The organism is Mobiluncus porci (genome assembly GCF_009695935.1).
GTDB lineage: Bacteria > Actinomycetota > Actinomycetes > Actinomycetales > Actinomycetaceae > Mobiluncus > Mobiluncus porci.
On record NZ_VUMY01000004.1, the window covers coordinates 81,343 to 97,431 of the forward strand.

Below are 16,089 nucleotides of genomic sequence, written 5' to 3' on the forward strand. Positions count from 1 at the left end.
CAGAGAGGTCTGACCCCGTGGCTCCGCTGGGCCTGACCCGCACGCCACGGTTATTTAGCTCTCGCGAGGAGGTCTTGGACGCGGGAGATGCCTTCTTCGAGGTCAGCGTCAGCAAGTGCGTAACTAAAACGCAGGAACCCGCTCGGGCCGAAAGCCTCGCCAGGAACCGCCGCGACCTCGGCCTTCTCCAAAATTAACCCCGCGAGCTGCCCGGAAGACTCAATCTCAGCTCCGTCAAGCGTCCGCCCAAAAAGACCCGTCACATCGGGATAAACGTAGAAAGCCCCGCGCGGAACCGGCACAGAAAGCCCGTCAATCTCGGATAGCATCGAGACAATCTTCTTGCGGCGCCGGTCAAAGGCGTCTCGCATCTTAAAGACCTCATCAAGCGGTCCGCTCACTGCGGCAATCGCAGCGCGTTGGGCAATGTTGCAAACGTTTGAAGTCAGGTGAGACTGGAAGTTCGCGGCCGCTTTGATGACGTCCGTGGGGCCTTCCATCCACCCCACGCGCCAGCCGGTCATCGCGTAAGACTTCGCGACACCATTCAAAACGACGCAGGTGTCGGCGAGTTCAGGGACGAGTTTCACAATGTGCGCTGCCTCGGCGCCGTCGTACAAGAGATGCTCGTAAATCTCGTCGGTGATTACCCAGACGCCGTGGTCAACCGCCCACTTGCCAAGCGCGGTCAACTCTTCGGGCGTATAAACCGAGCCAGTCGGGTTCGAGGGCGAACACACGAGCAAGACCTTGGTTTTCTCCGTGCGAGCCGCCTCGAGGTCCTCCGGTGTCACCTTGTAGTCCTTGTCCGCCCCGGCGAAAACCTCGACCGGAACGCCGCCCGCGAGGCGAATCGCCTCGGGGTAAGTTGTCCAGTAAGGCGCGGGTAACAAGACTTCGTCGCCGGGGTCAACGAGCGCGGCAAAAGCCTGGAATACGGCCTGTTTCCCGCCGTTCGTGACGATAATGTTATTCGGGTCGACCTCGTAGCCGGAGTCGCGGAGAGTCTTGGCGGCAATGGCCTCGCGCAACGCGGGCAGCCCCTTGCCCATGGTGTATTTGTAGTTTGCAGGATCTTTACAGGCCGCAATCGCAGCCTCGACGATGTAGTCGGGAGTCGGGAAATCCGGCTCGCCAGCGCCGAAACCAATGACCGGTTTTCCGGCGGCTTTCAACTCTTTGGCCTTGGCATCAACAGCAAGGGTAGCGGACGGGGCGATAGCGGCTAAGCGCTTGGAAACACGATTTTTACTCATGACCCCATTCTCGCACTTTTATGGCGGCTTAGGGCGGGTAATGTCGGAAATCCCTAGCCCAAAACTTCGACTTCTCCGCTCGGAGCTCCGATGGGGAGGGAGGTGTCGGAGGGCCACTGCAGATAAGCAATCGCCACGGTTACAGTCTTTCCATTGTGGGGCTGCCACTCGGAGAGGCAGTCCTCGAGAGTGTTTCCGAATTTATCCGAAGATCTATACCCCAGGCTGATGATGTTGCAGTTCCGAGTGGAAGTGCCCATTCCGTCGCCACTGCCGGCAGTAATTGATTGGGTAGGACTGAGGAAAAGGAACCCATATTCATTGGAGTATGTTTCGCTGTTTGGGTTGAGCGCTTGGGCAGAGGCTCCCATATTTTGCCCATCAAACTTTGCTTGAAAATCAGCCATTTTATCCAGGGGCATAATCTGCACTGTCCCGGTAAAGACCTGTTTCCCTGCTGCCTTAGCCGCCGCAATCTTGCCGTCCAATGGATTCGCTTCGGCAGAGGGATTTTTCTCTGTCTCAGGCTCTTTTTCAGTAGCAGATTCGGTGGGTGTTTTCTCTGCCCCGTCTGTTTCCGAGGTGGTTTCCGTTGGCGTAACTTCGGTTTGCGCCTCGGTCTTTCCGGAGTGCCCTTTGTCCAGGAAAAACATCGCCAGCACCAGCGCCAGCACAACCACGAGAGCCACTGGCGCCCCGATACCGATCAGCAGCGCTGGGGGCTTCTTGGCGGTGGCGTGTGGGGAGTGCTGCCCGGCAGGCTGCTGGCTTGTTCCGACAGGTCGTGTAGGCGTTGGCGGCAGCGAGTTGTGGATCATGAGGAGGCATCGATTGAGCGCTCACAATATCAAGCGTACGCCGACTTTTCGCCGCGTTTAGCGATACGGCTTGAAAAAACCGCGGTCTTTAACTTAGACTTAAATACTGTTCGGCTCCCAGCCGGTCGAAGGGCAGTGGCGCAATTGGTAGCGCAACGGTCTCCAAAACCGTAGGTTGCAGGTTCGAGTCCTGTCTGCCCTGCAAATTCAAGGGCGTGCGTCCTGGGTGGCCACTTTCAAGGCTTGATTCAGAGAGTTCTTTTTTAAACCCGCAGGTAAAGGCGATTTTAGTTTCGTGGTTTGTTTTATATCTTCTCCAAAGTGGCCACCCAGGACGCGGTGCCCGTGAAAGGACGGCGGAGTGCCCCCTCTAATTGGTGAAATCGACGCCTTTCGCGTATGATTTGACACATCCCCCCTAAATTATGTGAGGGTGGAAGTGCGCCTAAAGTCCGGTGGACGCGGGCGCGATTGAATCAACAGGAGGACAGCAGTTATGGCTGAAGCTGAAGCCAGCGCCCGGGCGGTGCAGAAGAACGAGCCCACCCCGGGTTCCGACGAGCAAGTAGGACTTTTCCGTCGCATCGCGCGGTTTATTCGCCAGGTTATCGACGAAATGAAGAAGGTTGTTTACCCGACTGGCGAAGAACTGTGGCGCTATTTCCTGGTGGTGATTGTTTTCGTTTTGATCATCATGACGGCGGTGGGTCTGGCTGACCTTGGGTTTGGCGCGCTGACAGATTTGATTTTTTCCTCTATTCAATAATGTGGAGATTTTGACTAATGACTGAAGAAGATTTGGAAGCGGTAAAGGACGAGGCTGTGGCCGAGGAAACCCTTGCTGAAGACGTATCCACTAGCGATACCGAGACCGACACGGCTGAGCCAGCGGAAACTGCCGCGGAGACAGAGGCGGCTGAGACAGAGGCGACCGAAGCCGCGGTTCCCGCTAATGTTGACCCGGAAACCGGAGAAATCCTTGATGAATCCGGCGAAACCGACCCTAAAGAGGAACTTGCGAACCAACTGCGCGGGCTGCCCGGCCGCTGGTACGTGGTTCACACCTATTCGTCTTACGAAAAGCGCGTGAAACAAAACATTGAACAGCGCGTGGCGAACAATCCCGGGATGGAGGAGTGGATTTACCAGGTGGAAATCCCGATGGAGGAACACATCGAGGTCAAGGCCAAGAGCCGCAAGAAAGTCGCGCGCCCGCGGATTCCGGGATACGTCCTCGTGCGGATGGATATGGAGGAAAACTCCTGGCGCTTGGTGAAAGACACTCCGGCTGTGACCGGTTTCGTTGGAAACCAGCAAGATCCTGTGCCGCTGACCTTGGAAGAAGTCGTGAATATGCTTGCCCCGACCGCGGAAGAGGCCGCAAAGGTGAGCGTGGCTGAGGACGGCGCTATTGAAGGCGTGGCGACTTCCGCTCCGGTTCAGATTGTGACCGATTTCGAAGTGGGCCAGGGTGTCACCATCACTTCTGGGCCTTTCGAGACGATGAGCGCGACTATTGCCGAGATTTTCCCCGAAACCCAAAAGTTGAAGGTTTTGGTGACGATTTTCGAGCGCGAAACCCCGGTGGAGTTGAACTTCAACCAAGTCGAGAAGGTTTTCTAAGCGGAGACGCGAGAACCTTGATCCGCAAAGAGCGGGGGAATACGAAAAAGGCCGGTTCGAATGAACCGGCCTTTTTTGGTACGCCATCAGGGACTCGAACCCTGAACCCACTGATTAAGAGTCAGTTGCTCTGCCAATTGAGCTAATGGCGCAGGTTACTTCAAACCCAAAGTTTGAAGTGGCTGTTGCATCAGCAGAGAGTGAACGCCGCAACGCAACGACTATTTAGTTTAATCCTCCGCGAGGGATTTCACAAATTCAGACGCTGATAACTTTGCTGTCGCTGAATTGTGGGCTCGGGGGATAGGGGAGCCGGTCTCGGTAGCTAATCGAGTCGGTCAACGGCGGTGGGAACGTTTGCGGCGTAGCCGAGTTCCCGCAGGGCGGCGCGGAGTTTCTCTGTGTTTTCCCGCAAAACCTCCGGCTCGCCTTCAACCTTGGAATCCGGATGCAAGACCCGCATCGAGTCGGCAGGGATGACGTGAATATGCAGATGAGGGACATCGAAACCGGCGACGACTATCAGCGCGCGGCTGACCTCGAAAGCGAGCCGTCCCGCTTGACCGATAGTCTGGGCGACCTGGGAGAGATGGCCGATAAGCGCGGGGTCAGCATCAAGATAGTTATCGACCTCGAGGCGCGGCACCACGAGCATGTGACCCGCAGCGCGGGGTTCAATCGTTGAAAACACAACGCATTTCTCGTCTTGCCACGCAAAGTTGCCGGGGATCTCGCCGTTGATGATTTTCGTGAAAACAGAAGACATGGGGTTCCTTTCCTATACTTGATTTTCATTTTAGGGGAATTTAGGGGTGGAGGTTGCCGGTAAGGTTAAAGGGTGGCGACAAAGAAGAAGACTTACAAAGGCAAGACGCCGGCGGCAGGGTCAGGCTATCCTTCCTGGTCGCGGGCTCGGCTCGCGCCGGTGGTGCTCTTGCTCGGGCGCCAGGAGGTTTTCGTGCGCCGCGCGCTGGATTCCCTCAAGGCGCAAGCCTTGGCAAGCGGCGCCGGAGATTTTGGTCCACCAGAGGTGACGGAAATTTCGGCGGGGGAATACGTCGCGGGAGCGCTGGCCCAGTACCTGTCGCCCTCGCTTTTTGGCGGGGCGCCGCTGGTCATCGCACGCGGGCTCGAGGATGCCAACGCGGGTCTGCTCGATGACCTCGTGACTTACGTGACTGGGCTCAGGGACGGTGCGGAGCCTCAGGCGCATTTAATCTTGACCCATGCTGGCGGGGTTCGCGGGAAAAAGGTGCTTGACCTCGTCAAACAGCTCGCTGCGGGGGAATCGGCTCAAGGCGGTCGGTCTGCGGGGGATTCAGCAAAGGCAGGCTCCGCGAGTTCAGCAAAGGCAGGCTCCGCGAGTTCAGCAAAGGCAGGCTCCGCGAGTTCAGCAAAGGCAGGCTCCGCGAGTTCAGCAAAGGCTAGTGGGAAAGACTCTTCGGCCTCGAAGCAACCCTTGGCGGGGATATATTCCTGCGATGACCTCAAAAAACGCGAAGACAAAGAGAAATTTCTCGCTTCCGAGGCCGCGCGCCTCAAGCGTCCGATTGACCCGGCGGCCGCCACCGCGCTGGTTGATGCCTTGGGCGAGGAGTTTACCGAACTGGTATCTGTCGCCGACCAGCTCCTGGAAACCGCTGGTGACCTCGATAAACCTTTGGATGAAGGGGCGGTGAAAGCCTATCTTCGGGGACGGGTGGAAACCACCGGCTTCGATATAGCAGATGCGGCCGTGGCGGGGAATGTGGGCGATGCCTTAGCGAAACTGCGCCACGCTCGCGCAGTCGGGGTGGAGCCGGTGGCAATCGTCGCCGCCGTGGGAATGAAATTGCGGCAGTTGTTGCAGCTTGCGGCTCCCCCGCCGGCGCCGCTGGTGGTTGGAGAGGGGCTTTTGGCTGAGGTCAAGCCGATGCCGAGCTGGATGGCGAATAAAATCCGTCCGGCGCTGCGCTATTGGGATGACGCGAGGCTCGGCGCTGCCCTCCAGGCCGTTTCAAAAGCCGATGAACAGGTCAAAGGCGCCTCACGAGACCCCGACTATGCCCTGGAGGCGATGGTTCTCGAGATTTGCCGACGCGCCAGCGCTGGACGGAGACAAAACGCCAGGTGAGCCACAGTCCCGCCCCGCTAACGAGGAGAATTCCGACAACCCCATAGCCCGACTCCACCCAGGGGACTTCCGCGCCGGAGACTCCCGCGAAAAAGCGGGCCACGCGAAGAACCCAGGTGGCGGACGCGCCGGTGACCTGCGTTGTTACTGTGGTCAGCGGGGCCAAAACCGGAGTGGCAGGGAGTGCAATCAGGACGAGTCCGCCTACGGTTACGACCGAGGAAATCGCTCCGGTCAGGAGATTCGCGGGGAGAGAATACAACTGGAGCTTGCCGCGCAGGATTAGCATGAGCGGCTGGCATCCGAGCTGGGCGGCGAGGGAGACTGCGAGTGGGAAGGCGATAATTCGCGGAAGAAACACTGCCAACCAGTCCGACAACACGTCCCCCAGGGTCACAATCGACAAGGTGGCGACAACAGACAAGGCGAAACCCCAGCTCGTAGCCTGCCACGGCATGACGAGAAGCATCCCGAGAACCGCGAGACTCAACGCCGAAATGCTCCGAGACGGCCGGCCCAAAGCCAGTCCGAACAGGGTAATCGCTCCCATCGCAGCGGCTCGTGTCACCGAAGAAGAGCCCTCGAGCATGGCGAGGAAAGCGATGGCGAGAACGGCTGCGGTGCCGACCTGAATCGGGCGTGGGAGACGGATTGTAAGACCAAGAGCGAGGCCGATGAGGACGCTCAAGTGCATTCCGGAAACCGCTGTGAGGTGGGCTAATCCGGAGACACGCATGGCTTCGCGGTCGGCCTCGGTCTGGGTGGAGGTGAGCCCGAGCGTCATCGCTTGCACCATCGACTGGATGTCTTTCGGGAGGGTCGCGGTTGCCTCGGCTAGGCGCTCACGCACGGCGTGGACATAGCGATATCGACCGCTCGGCGGGGCGGTGAGCTGGGGTTTTCCAGGGCTTTTCGCTTGTCCGAGGAATTCGCCCGTCGAGTCGAGGCCGGCGAGTCCGAGACGGAGGCTCACCGTGGCGCCGAGGGGAATGTTGTCCCAACCCTTGCCTTTGACCTGGAGTTTCGCATGGGTACGGTAGGTAATATCGCGCCAAGTGAAGCTCTCGCCGCGGAGTTCCACGAGGTAGGAGTCGCCTGAATTCGGGACTATGGCCCCGCGAGATGGGGTGACGTGGGCTGAGGGGGAGGAGGCGCTATCTCGGGAAGGAGGCTCGGCGGCTTCGGAGCGTGGGATTATTGCGCGTGGAGTGGTTATAACCTGGGCATTTAGGGTGAATCTATGGGCGGGGTCCGAGCCAATCACCGCGAGCGGGTCGCGAGCGGTGATGGCGAGGTTCACGGCGTGCGCGGCGAAGCCGAGTGCGACCGTGAACGCGGCGAGCGCGACTAGCGCCGCCGCGGACCCGCCCGGGAACAGGCGGTGACGCGCAGTTCGGCTCCGCCAAAATTCCCGAAAAGCTAGATCTGGGCCGCCAGGTAGCGGCGAACTTTGCGAGCTCCTTCCAGTCCGCGTGATTTGTGAAAGCGTCCTGCCAGGTGGCGGCGAGCCCCGCGAGTCTCTTCCAGTCTGCGGAGTATGCGATGAATCCTCGCGGGCACCGGAATTCGCTAATCGGTTGAGGACGGTCGCGCCAAGCGCTAACGTCCCGAACACCGCCGCTATCAGAAGGCTTGCCTTTTGATCAATCATTCCCGCCAGGTTTGCCACCAGCAGCGTCACCCATAGAGCGCCGGACGGAATCGCCAGGCGGAAATCTACCGGTCGCGGAATCCGATCCGTGTCACGGCGAACCCGCGCAATATGACTCCGGTTCGAGACCCCAGGAAAGGGCTTCAAGCCAGCAGTCTCGTTACGTGCTTGCCAGGGCACTCCCCGTGGCGTTTCGCTGTGTCCAACTCGTTCCCTATCGGGCTCCATTCCGAACCCGATTAGATACCCCTCAAACAAACCCTTCATCGCTCCCTCCTGTTTCGCTTTGTGTCGCCTTTGTGCGCCGGTTATTTAACTTGACAGGCCACTAGGAGCCGCTTGGGGGACGACCGCTCGGCAGCTTGGTGCTTGCAATGCTTCGCATTGCGCGCCGCTTCCTTGGTCTCGGCAATGCTCGGGCAAGCTCGGCATTGCTCTCGACCTGGGTCGCGGTGGGGTCCCGCTCTGTTTTTCTAAGCAGCAAGTTGCTAAGAAAAACTACGAGCACCCGAAGGGAGTGAGGTCGAGCCAAGCTTGTTTGAGATCGAACCGAAAGACCGAGGGTATGCAATCTCGAAGAGATTGCTAATACCCGAAGGGAGTGAGGTCGAGCCAAGCTTGTTTGAGATCGAACCGAAAGACCGAGGGTATGCAATCTCGAAAAGATTGCTAATACCCACAGGCTGCCTACGCGAACGTCCCTCACGCGCGGCTTCGACAACCGCGCAAACCAGAACCAAGCTCGACGCTACCAAATGACTGATTATCTCGAGCGAGAGATTGTGCACTCGCCGACCGGAACTTGAATGAAAGATTAACGGACAAGTCGATAACAGGCATGAACCCGATGTCACCTCACACCGTGACGTGGGAGCGGAGGCGCTCCATGAGGGCGGGGCCGATGCCGCTGATCTCATCGAGCTGGTCTACGGACTGGAACTTCCCGTTCGTGTTGCGATAGTCGATAATCCTTTCCGCCAGAGCCGGCCCAATCCCACTCAAAGTCTGGAGTGCAGTGGCGTCGGCGGTGTTGAGATTCACCAAATTGCTGCCCGCATTGGTGCCACCGCCTGTTGAACCCGCGTTGCCTGAACCCGCCCCGATACCCGCGCCGACTCCTGCGGGGAGAGGCTCGCCCGGCAGGGGAACATGAATCTGTTCCCCATCGGCGACGAGGCGCGCTAGATTCAAAGCCTGCAGGTCAGCCCCGGGATTTGCCCCGCCGGCTGCCTCCAAGGCGTCAGCAACCCGCGCCGGATCGCCCAGATGCACGATCCCGGGCTTTGCCACCTGTCCCGAAACATAGACCACAATCTCGGAGCCGTTTGCCCCGGGAAGAAAGAGCTCCGGCGCTGTTCCCGGGCTCACCCTTGGGGAATCGCCACCTTTCGTTTTCGAGACCTCGCCGGACATAGACCCCGACCCGCCCGAACTATCAGCAGCCTTCAACGCAGACCCCATCTCACCGGAGTGATCTACTGTGCCCGCAATCGGTTCGCTCGAAGGCGTCGAAAAAACTTGCCATCCCACGATGAGAACTGCGAGAACAAGTAAGAACCCAGCGACCAAAGTGGCGACCCGCGGACTGGGAGCAAGGCGAATCCGCTGGTGAGAGCGGGCGGGTGGGGAAACTTCGAGGGAGTGCCGAACCGAGGATTTGGCCTTGTCCGCGGCGCGGGGAACTACCGAAGGCTCGGAACCTTCAGAACCATAGCCAATCCCCGCGGCGCGAGCCCGCGCGAAAACTCCCGCGGTGAGATCCTCAACCCGATCCGCGCGATTTGTTGAATGAAAAACCGTCATGGGGCAAGCGTAGATATGGCCTGACCCCAAAGCGAGCGAAAAGAATTTACCATGTGGAAACAGCCTTAAATTTGCACCTGTGGAAAACTCGGGTGGAATCGAATTTTCGTTGCTATTCTCGGGTTAGACTGGGATGGTGAGCAAAAAAGCAGACGAGTTAATGACAATTTCTGGCGACAACTTGACGCCCGAAGAACGCGCGCCGGCCCTTGATGAATCCCTTGATGAATCCACGGCCGCCCCCGCCACCGCCCCAGCCGCTCCCGCCGCCGCTCCCACGGCCGCTCCCGCCCAGAAAAAACCCCGCAAACCCGTCCGTCTCCCCTCCCTTCCCGAACGGATTTTCGGCGCCTTCCTCGTTATTGCTGCGGTGGTCGTTCTCGTGACGGCAACTACCCAGTGGATTTCTGATACCACCCGCATCCGCAACCAGGCCACGGTGAAAGTCATCAAAACCGTCGCTCCGCTTGATAAAGGCTGGCAACTGGACTTGCCGAAAGAGATGAAAGACCCAAGGTCAATCCAGGTTTGGGACTACCAAGACTCCCAGAACTCGCTTGCCGCCCAGGACAACGCGACCGGTGCGACCGCAAAGCTTACCGAGACCCAAAACCTGGTCCTCGTCAAGGGAACGGACGGCAAGAAAGAGACCCAGGCAATCGCGCTCATCGACACCGCGACCGGCCAGGCAGTCTGGTCTAAAACCTATAACGACCTGCCGCTCGATTACTGTCTCGACCAGTTGTGGACGAGTTCGATTGTCTGCGAATCTGGCGCCGCCAAGAAGGTCGTCCGCATCGATCCGACAGGTAACGTCGCAGTTGGGGATCTCCCGAACGGGATTTGGGATCTCGCGACAGGTTCGCACCACATCGGCTCGGTTTATGACCAGTTCCTTGTCGTGCCGATTGCGGTCGCGCAAGGCGCCTCCGCGGGGGTCGACGCGCAATATATCAACCCGGATTTCAGCTATCGTGCGCATTATCAAATCCTGGTTCCAAACGCCGCGGCCGCCGAGCCCATCTCAACCCAGTCGCGGGGCTCAACCGTCCTAGTCGGGGTGGTGACCTCAGGGGCTAACGGGGAAAACCTCAAACACACCTGGGGCTGGGCGCAGACTCTCAACACGGTGACTGGGACGATCAACACGTCCAGCCTCGGTTCGCAATCCCAGGTATCGATGCTGGAAGCCGGGTTCTTCGGGTCGTCCAACCCGGAAGACACCGCTAGTGACCAGGCAGATTGGGCAGTTTACAACCCTGATGCCTCGGTGGCCGCGCAAGGGAAAGCCCCGCGGGTGGCGGTGCAAGCCATGCATGCCCAGCTTCGCTCCGGGTTAGTTCTTGACGCGACCGCGGCAACAGCGGCGATGCAATCCGGAAAAGTCCCGGTCATTATGCCTGATAAGACCTATTTTGTTGGCTCGGCAGGGGAGACCTGCTCGACTTGGCCGGGATGCGCCGCGAGGGAATGGACTACCGGGGATGGGGCGGCGATAAGGCTTAAGGATATCGGCTCACCGCTTACGAGTGACGGGAAAACCGCCGTGTTCAGCGCTGGGGGCGGCTTGCTGGCCTACGGGGTGGTCGACGGGAAATTCCTCTGGGAGGGGATTACCCCGCCTCTTGAAGGCGCGGCTGTTACCGGAGATCCTCAACCTCTGGGAGCCGGAATTGCCCAGTTAGCCCAGGTCGGAGAGGTGAAGAACGCGAAGGCGGTCCTGGCTTATTGGAATCTCCCTTAGTGAGTCGCTGGAGGATGCGCCTAACTCTTACGATTTTTGAATTTATTGCCTAATAAGGCAATAAATTCAAAAATCGTATGCTCTAGGCGGAACCCGCCCGCTAGGATAAGTTCATGGATGTTTCAAAACTCGCCGAAGCCTATAAATTCGACTCCACGACGATGACAATCGGGGCCTTCCTGGTTGATGGCGCGCCCGTCCCAGACGCGCTGGTCAACATCCCCGTAGGGATGCTAAACCGCCACGGGCTCGTCGCCGGCGGAACCGGAACCGGGAAAACCCGGACAGTCCAGCTCCTCGCCGAGGGCCTCTCTGCCAACGGGGTTTCCGTCTTCCTCTCCGACGTGAAAGGCGACTTGACGGGCCTCCTCGAGCCCGGCCCGCCCTCGGAAAAACTTACCGCCCGAGCCGCCGCCCAAGGCCAAGCCTGGCAGCCCGCGCAATTTCCCGTAGAGTCCCTTTCTCTTGGCGAAACCTCCGATACCGCCCCCGGTGCCCCAATCCGCGCCACCGTAACCGACTTCGGGCCGATTCTCCTCTCCCGCGCCCTCGAACTTAACCAGACCCAGTCCCAATCCCTCCAACTCATCTTCACCTGGGCGGACAAGAAGGGTTTGGAACTCATCGACCTCAAAGACTTGAAAGCGGTCGTCCAATTCCTCACCGACGAAGGCAAGGACGAGCTAAAAGAAATCGGCGGGGTTTCCACCCAAACCGCGGGCGTGATTCTGCGCGCGGTTTCGACCTTGGAGGCCCAGGGCGGCGACGTGTTCTTCGGCGAGCCCGACTTCGAGACTGCCGACTTGATGCGGGCAATCGATGGCAAGGGTGTCATCTCGATCCTTGAGATGAACGACCTGATGAACCGCCCCGCCTTGGCTTCTGCCTTCCTGATGTGGCTTTTGGCAGACCTGTTCAATGGCCTTCCCGAGGTCGGCGACGCGGATAAGCCGAAACTCGTGGTCTTCTTCGACGAAGCCCACCTCCTCTTCAGCGGTGCTTCCAAGGAATTCCTCGCCTCCATCACCCAGACCGTGAAACTCATCCGCTCCAAGGGCGTCGGCATCATCTTCATCACCCAAACCCCGAAAGACATTCCCGAAGATGTCCTCGGCCAGCTCGGTACCCGCATCCAACACGCGCTGCGCGCTTTCACCCCTGATGACAAGAAGGCGCTCAAAGCCACCGCCGACACCTTCCCCGAAAGTGAGTTCGATGTCGAAGAACTTCTGACGAGCCTCGGGACCGGCGAGGCTATCGTCACCACCCTCGACCCGAAGGGTCGCCCGACCCCGACTGCGCCGACCAAGATTTGGGCTCCGGCCTCGGTTATGGGCCCGGCCTCGCCAGAAGCTCTTGCTGCTCTTGTTGCGGCCTCGCCCCTGGGGGCGAAATACGGCACTGCGACCGATCGCTTCACGGCTTTTGAGGATCTTGAGGACGGAGTGATCGGTAACGGTTCAGAGGTCGCGGGGGGCGTCGGTGCGGGGTCAGCAAGTGATTCGGCGGGGTCAGCAAGCGCGGATTCAACAAATGCCAGCGGCGCAAAGGGACAAGCCCTTGATGAATCCGCATTGAATTCCCGCGAACAAGCGGAACTTGAACTCGAAAGGAAAAAACTCGAGCTCGAACTAAAGAAACAAGAGGCCAAGGCTGCCTCCGAAGCCAAGAAGGAAGCCGCCGCCGCCGAGCGAGCCGCAAAGGCCGAGGCGCGGGCCCGCGCGAACTCGCCGATTAATAAGGCTCTCACGTCTTTCCTGCGGTCGGCTGGGACGCAGGTGGCTCGCGAGATCACCCGCTCGGTTTTCGGGGCGCGCAGGCGGTAACAGCATAACCTTTCTCGCTACGCCGACGGGTCAGACCCTGTCGGCTTCACTTCGTTCGCCGCCGAGGTCCGACCCGCCGGCTACGCTCAAAGGTAACTTTCGCACTCAACTAGGAGTCGCGAGTAAACTAAAGCACCAAAGAAACCAGCTTCGGAGCCCGGACAATGACCCGCTTTGGAGCCTTACCGTCGAGGAGCTTCACGACTGCGGGCTCCGCCAAAACCTTCGCCTCCAGGTCCGCCTCGGAAATCTCCGGGTCTACCTGGACTTTCGCCCGCACCTTGCCGGCGACCTGAACAACACAGGTCACCTCGTCGGCTGCCAACAAGGACTCGTCGGTTACGACCGGGAACGGCGCTCGCGTTATCCCTCCAGAATGCCCGAGCCGAGCCCAGAGCTCTTCCGCGATATGCGGCGCGACCGGCGCAACCATCACAACCAGGGCCTCGATCGCCTCGCGGGGAACCGCCGAGAGCGACGTCAAGTGGTTATTCAACACGATCATCTTCGCAATCGCCGTGTTCACGCGCATATTGTCGTATTCCACGGTAACGTCGCGAATCGTGCGGGCCAAGAGCTTCGCGGTAGCCAAGTCGGGGGCGTCATCGGTTACGGTCAACTCGCCCGTGTCCTCGTTTACGACGTTGCGCCACAGCCTTTGCAAAAACCGCTGCGAACCGACCACTGCGCGGGTGTCCCAGGGGCGAGACATGTCGAGCGGACCCATGCTCATCTCGTAGACGCGGAAGGTGTCGGCACCGTAATCGGCGCACATCTGGTCGGGCGTCACGATGTTCTTGAGCGACTTGCCCATCTTGCCGTATTCGCGGTTGACCGGCTCTCCCTTCCAGGTAAAGCCTGCTTCCTCGGAACCCTCGACCTCCTCAGCCGGTACGTATTGCCCGCGCGAATCGGTGTAGGCGTAGGCCTCGATCATGCCCTGGTTGAAGAGCTTGTGGAACGGCTCTGAACTCGAGACATAGCCCAAATCGAACAGCACCTTGTGCCAGAATCGCGAGTACAGCAGGTGCAAAACCGCGTGCTCCACTCCGCCAACATAGAGGTCCGTCCCACCGCTGACATTTCCGGAATCGGGCCGCGGGCCCATCCAGTAGGCCTCGTTCTCGGGGGCAGCAAAGGCTGAACTGTTGTCCGGGTCGGTGTAGCGCAACTCGTACCAGCAAGAGCCAGCCCAGTTCGGCATGGTATTCGAGTCGCGGTGGTAGGCCTGTTTCCCTTCACCTTCGCCCAGGTCGAGTTCGACAGTCATCCAGTCGGTAGCGCGGTTCAAAGGCGATTCCGGGGTGGAGTGCGCGTCGTCAGGGTCAAAGGTTCGCGGCCTAAAGTCAGTCACTTCCGGCAGTTCCACCGGCAGCATCGATTCGGGGAGCGCGTGAACCCGCCCGTCCTCGCCGTACACGACCGGGAAAGGCTCACCCCAATACCTTTGCCGACTAAACAGCCAATCGCGGAGGCGATAGGTCACGGTTTTCTCCCCGCGACCGCTCGCCGCGAGCCAGTCGGAAATCTTGTTGATGGCATCGGCTTTCCCAAGACCGTTCAACGAAATCTCGGAGTTCGCGGAGTTTTCGATGACCCCGTCGCCGGTCCAGGCTTCCGCCTGGACATCCGTCCCCTCGGGGCCGGAAATCGTTTGAATAATGTCCAAGTTGAACTTCTTGGCAAAAGCCCAGTCGCGCTCATCATGAGCCGGCACGGCCATAATCGCGCCGGTCCCATAGCCCATCAAGACGTAATCGGCGACGAAAATCGGAACCTTGGAGCCGTTGACCGGATTCGTTCCGAAAATGCCGGTAAACACGCCGGTTTTTTCGGTGAAATCGGTCTCTGCGGTCCGTTCCGTGTCGGACTTGGCGGCGGCTTTCGCGCGGTAATCAGCAACGGCCTCGGCAGGGGTCGCAAAACCGCCGGTCCACTCGGTGCGGGTGCCTTCCGGCCAGGCCGCGGGCACTTTCAATTCGGTTGCGATTGCGTCCTCGCCGCCGACCAGTGGATGCTCGGGGGAGATAACCATGAAAGTCGCACCGAAAAGCGTATCGGGACGCGTCGTAAAGACCTGGAGCGTTTGCGGTTCTGGCCCTTGCCCAGCCTCGACAGTGAAGTTCACGGTCGCTCCGTAAGACTTCCCGATCCAGTTGTGTTGCATGGCGCGGACCTTGTCCGGCCAGTCAATCGTAGCGAGGTCCGCGTCCAGCCGGTCGGCGTAGCGCGTAATCCGCATCATCCACTGGCGCAGTTTCGTCTTGAAGACAGGGAAGTTCCCGCGCTCGCTTCTCCCGTCGGCGGTGACCTCCTCATCGGCCAAAACCGTCCCGAGTCCGGGCGCCCAGTTCACGGGGGCGTAGGCGACGTAAGCCAAGCGCTCGGAATCAATCAGGTCCGCCTGTTCTAACTTGGATAAATCCGCCCAGGCCCGCCCGTCGGGGGTTTGGCGCTTCCCAGATTCGTAGGCCGCCACGAGTTCCCCGATCGGCCTGGCCGCGCCCTTGCCGGTGCCGTCGCGGCGCTCGGCCTCAGGGTCATACCAGGAGTTAAAGATCTGGAGGAAAATCCATTGGGTCCACTTGAAATAGTCCTCGTCGGTGGTGGCAAAAGAGCGGCGTAAATCGTGGGACAGTCCGATGCGAGCAAGCTGGGAACTCATATTGGCGATGTTCTCACGGGTGGTTATCGCCGGATGCTGCCCGGTGGCGAGAGCGTATTGTTCCGCCGGGAGGCCGAAAGCATCGTAACCCATGGTATAGAGGACGTTCTTTCCTTGGGCTCGCTGGTAGCGGGCGACGACGTCGGTCGCGATGTAGCCCAGCGGATGCCCCACGTGAAGCCCCTTGCCTGAAGGGTAGGGGAACATGTCGAGAATGAAGAACTTCTCTTTCTCAGCCAGCGGCCCCGCCAAGTCCCCCTCCGGGTTATCCGCGCAGAAAGCCCCGGTGTCTTTCCAGGTTTTTTGCCATTTCGCTTCGATTTTGCCGGCGAGTTTAGCGGTGTAGCGATGGGCGGGAACGTTTAATGCCTCTTGCGGCTCTCTCGACATAATCCTAACCTCTATCGTTGGTAACAAAATATTTTCTTCTCATCTAGTTTAGAACGTTACCTCCCGGTTCTGGAAAACACTCCTAAAAGGTATCCGCACACAGAGCCGTGACGGCTTCAACCACCCCTCGCGAGAACTCTCCACTGTTCGAAGAACGCAGCTAGGATTCTAGTCAAAGATGTTACTAATGAACCCATGTT

At 59.4% G+C, this 16,089-nt stretch carries 11 protein-coding genes and 2 tRNA genes; 6 read left to right on the plus strand and 7 right to left on the minus strand.

The features are described from left to right. Positions 1-50: 50 nt before the first annotated feature. Both FYJ63_RS03080 and FYJ63_RS03085 read right to left on the minus strand, forming a co-directional pair. Positions 51-1,256, minus strand: coding sequence for a pyridoxal phosphate-dependent aminotransferase (locus FYJ63_RS03080; RefSeq protein WP_154543661.1), 1,206 nt, complete (start codon positions 1,254-1,256; stop codon positions 51-53). Between the two features lie 53 nt (positions 1,257-1,309). Next, positions 1,310-2,074, minus strand: coding sequence for a hypothetical protein (locus tag FYJ63_RS03085; RefSeq protein ID WP_154543663.1), 765 nt, complete (start codon positions 2,072-2,074; stop codon positions 1,310-1,312). A 129-nt stretch (positions 2,075-2,203) separates the two neighbouring features. On the opposite strand from FYJ63_RS03085, the gene FYJ63_RS03090 reads away from it, so the two are divergent. From FYJ63_RS03090 to nusG, 3 genes are all read left to right on the plus strand, one after another. Beyond that, positions 2,204-2,276, plus strand: a tRNA-Trp gene (locus FYJ63_RS03090). 294 nt (positions 2,277-2,570) lie between these two features. Next, complete coding sequence (gene secE / locus FYJ63_RS03095; protein ID WP_154543665.1) at positions 2,571-2,840, plus strand: preprotein translocase subunit SecE; 270 nt, start codon at positions 2,571-2,573, stop codon at positions 2,838-2,840. A 17-nt stretch (positions 2,841-2,857) separates the two neighbouring features. Then, positions 2,858-3,697: a transcription termination/antitermination protein NusG gene (gene nusG, locus FYJ63_RS03100; protein WP_154543667.1), complete on the plus strand. Its 840-nt coding sequence runs from the start codon at positions 2,858-2,860 to the stop codon at positions 3,695-3,697. A gap of 76 nt (positions 3,698-3,773) precedes the next feature. Here nusG and FYJ63_RS03105 read toward each other — a convergent pair. Continuing rightward, positions 3,774-3,849: transfer RNA gene (locus FYJ63_RS03105), tRNA-Lys, on the minus strand. Between the two features lie 173 nt (positions 3,850-4,022). Continuing rightward, positions 4,023-4,463, minus strand: coding sequence for an HIT family protein (locus FYJ63_RS03110; RefSeq protein ID WP_154543669.1), 441 nt, complete (start codon positions 4,461-4,463; stop codon positions 4,023-4,025). A 72-nt stretch (positions 4,464-4,535) separates the two neighbouring features. Between FYJ63_RS03110 and holA the strand changes: the two genes are divergently transcribed. Beyond that, positions 4,536-5,810 carry a DNA polymerase III subunit delta gene (gene holA / locus FYJ63_RS03115; protein ID WP_338106801.1) on the plus strand — a complete coding sequence of 425 codons (1,275 nt, stop codon included), beginning with the start codon at positions 4,536-4,538 and terminating at the stop codon, positions 5,808-5,810. On the opposite strand, the gene FYJ63_RS03120 is transcribed toward holA, so the two are convergent. Then, positions 5,713-7,728 carry a ComEC/Rec2 family competence protein gene (locus tag FYJ63_RS03120; protein WP_154543671.1) on the minus strand — a complete coding sequence of 672 codons (2,016 nt, stop codon included), beginning with the start codon at positions 7,726-7,728 and terminating at the stop codon, positions 5,713-5,715. The two genes, holA and FYJ63_RS03120, sit on opposite strands and share 98 nt — an antisense overlap. A 588-nt stretch (positions 7,729-8,316) precedes the next feature. Next, positions 8,317-9,264, minus strand: coding sequence for a ComEA family DNA-binding protein (locus tag FYJ63_RS03125; RefSeq protein ID WP_154543673.1), 948 nt, complete (start codon positions 9,262-9,264; stop codon positions 8,317-8,319). Positions 9,265-9,400: 136 nt separating this feature from the next. Between FYJ63_RS03125 and FYJ63_RS03130 the strand changes: the two genes are divergently transcribed. Further along, the gene (locus FYJ63_RS03130; RefSeq protein WP_338106802.1) at positions 9,401-11,008 is read left to right on the plus strand and encodes a hypothetical protein; all 1,608 of its coding nucleotides are present in this window, start codon (positions 9,401-9,403) and stop codon (positions 11,006-11,008) included. 113 nt (positions 11,009-11,121) lie between these two features. Continuing rightward, entirely contained in the window at positions 11,122-12,834 is a 1,713-nt protein-coding gene (locus FYJ63_RS03135) for a helicase HerA-like domain-containing protein (RefSeq protein ID WP_154543675.1), read from the plus strand. Positions 12,835-12,961: 127 nt separating this feature from the next. Here the strand turns inward: FYJ63_RS03135 and FYJ63_RS03140 are convergent, their stop codons facing one another. Then, a complete protein-coding gene (locus FYJ63_RS03140; RefSeq protein WP_154543677.1) occupies positions 12,962-15,889 on the minus strand; it encodes a leucine--tRNA ligase in 2,928 nt (975 codons plus the stop codon). Positions 15,890-16,089 lie beyond the last annotated feature (200 nt).

Excerpts from the sequence above, each read along its gene's own strand:
- FYJ63_RS03080 (WP_154543661.1), bottom strand. The coding sequence starts at position 1,256 with ATGAGTAAAAATCGTGTTTCCAAGCGCTTAGCCGCTATCGCCCCGTCC.
- FYJ63_RS03085 (WP_154543663.1), bottom strand. The coding sequence starts at position 2,074 with ATGATCCACAACTCGCTGCCGCCAACGCCTACACGACCTGTCGGAACA.
- secE (WP_154543665.1), top strand. The coding sequence starts at position 2,571 with ATGGCTGAAGCTGAAGCCAGCGCCCGGGCGGTGCAGAAGAACGAGCCC.
- nusG (WP_154543667.1), top strand. The coding sequence starts at position 2,858 with ATGACTGAAGAAGATTTGGAAGCGGTAAAGGACGAGGCTGTGGCCGAG.
- FYJ63_RS03110 (WP_154543669.1), bottom strand. The coding sequence starts at position 4,463 with ATGTCTTCTGTTTTCACGAAAATCATCAACGGCGAGATCCCCGGCAAC.
- FYJ63_RS03120 (WP_154543671.1), bottom strand. The coding sequence starts at position 7,728 with ATGAAGGGTTTGTTTGAGGGGTATCTAATCGGGTTCGGAATGGAGCCC.
- FYJ63_RS03125 (WP_154543673.1), bottom strand. The coding sequence starts at position 9,264 with ATGACGGTTTTTCATTCAACAAATCGCGCGGATCGGGTTGAGGATCTC.
- FYJ63_RS03135 (WP_154543675.1), top strand. The coding sequence starts at position 11,122 with ATGGATGTTTCAAAACTCGCCGAAGCCTATAAATTCGACTCCACGACG.
- FYJ63_RS03140 (WP_154543677.1), bottom strand. The coding sequence starts at position 15,889 with ATGTCGAGAGAGCCGCAAGAGGCATTAAACGTTCCCGCCCATCGCTAC.